Origin of the sequence: Streptomyces sp. 13-12-16 (genome assembly GCF_002114215.1) — a bacterium.
GTDB lineage: Bacteria > Actinomycetota > Actinomycetes > Streptomycetales > Streptomycetaceae > Streptomyces.
The window spans coordinates 1-1,251 of the sequence record NZ_NCTE01001313.1 but is presented as its reverse complement, the minus strand read 5'-3'; the positions used below and the strand labels follow the sequence as shown (position 1 = coordinate 1,251).

At 74.2% G+C, this 1,251-nt stretch carries 1 protein-coding gene and 1 pseudogene; both read right to left on the bottom strand.

What is annotated here, in order from left to right; all coding sequences use genetic code 11:
* Positions 1 to 134: 134 nt before the first annotated feature.
* A complete protein-coding gene (locus B7767_RS40360) occupies positions 135 to 989 on the bottom strand; it encodes an ABC transporter permease (protein ID WP_085576255.1) in 855 nt (284 codons plus the stop codon).
* A 31-nt stretch (positions 990 to 1,020) separates the two neighbouring features.
* Positions 1,021 to 1,251: pseudogene (locus B7767_RS40355) on the bottom strand (daunorubicin/doxorubicin resistance ABC transporter ATP-binding protein DrrA); the annotation flags it as partial.

Here is a 1,251-nt window from a genome sequence, read left to right as displayed (position 1 = left end):
CACGACGAGGCTCGTGCCCGCACGAAGAGGGGCTGTGCCCGCGTGAGAAAGACCCGCGCCCGCACGAAGAAGGCCCGTGGGCGCCGTACGGCGCCCACGGGTCCGGTCCCGCGCCCGGGGGAGTGGCGCGGGAGTCAGAGCGGCCGGCGGAAGCCGGCCAGGGCGGCGGACGCGCCCGCCGCGCTGATCACCGCGCCGATGAGCAGCGCGGGAACCGCGTGGTCGAGGCCCGGCACGTCCAGCGCGAGGGCACGGGTGGCGTCGATGGCGTACGTCAGCGGGTTCACCTGGGCGACGGCCGCCAGCCAGCCCGGCAGGTCGGCGACGGGCACGTACGCGCTGGACGCGAACATCAGCGGGAAGATCACGATCAGGGCGAGGTTCTGCAGGGGCTCCGCACGCCGCAGCCAGGCGCCGGCCGCGATGAAGGCCCAGCCCAGGGCGAAGCTGATGAAGAGCGTCAGCCCGGCGGACAGGGCGAGTTCGGCGACGCCCCCGTTGGGGGAGTAGCCCAGGACCGTCATCGCCAGCACCATGATCACGAGGATCTGCACGGCGCTGCGCACCAGCCCCACGAGACTGCGCGCGACCAGCAGGGCCCCGGGGTGCACCGGCAGCGAACGCAGCCTGGCGACCACGCCGTTGCGCAGGTCCTCCACGAGGCCCACCCCGGACTGCATCGCCGACTGGGCGGCGTTGTCCACCAGGACGGCCGGCAGCACGAAGTCGAGGTAGCTGACACCGTCCGGGAAGTGCGGGGGCATGCCCATCCTGCTGAACACCTGGGTCAGTACGAACAGGATGACGACGGGCTGGATCAGGCCGAACAGCACGATGCCCGGGTCGGTCACCATCGCCCGCAGCGACCGCCCGGTGAGGACCCGCACCTGGGCGACGAACGAACTCCCGCCGAAGTCCGGTGCCTTGAGCGCGACGGCTGCGGCCGCGTGCGGGCGCGGGTGCGGGGCGGGAGCGGGGTGCGTGGTCAAGAGGTCCTCCACGGAGGGCGTCGGGCGGCGGTCACGCCGGGGTCCGGGCGTGCTGCTCGGCGAGGGTCAGATACACGTCGTCCAGGGTCGGTTCGCCGAACGCCAGCTCGACGATCCCGGCTCCGGCCCGGTCCAGCGCGCGGATGACGTCGGCGATCTCCCGGCTGGTGTCGATCGGGACGACGAGGCCGCGGGTGCCGTCCTCGCCGCCGACCGGCGCGAACCCGGCGCCGCGCAGCGCGGCGCCGGCTCGCGCGGGCGC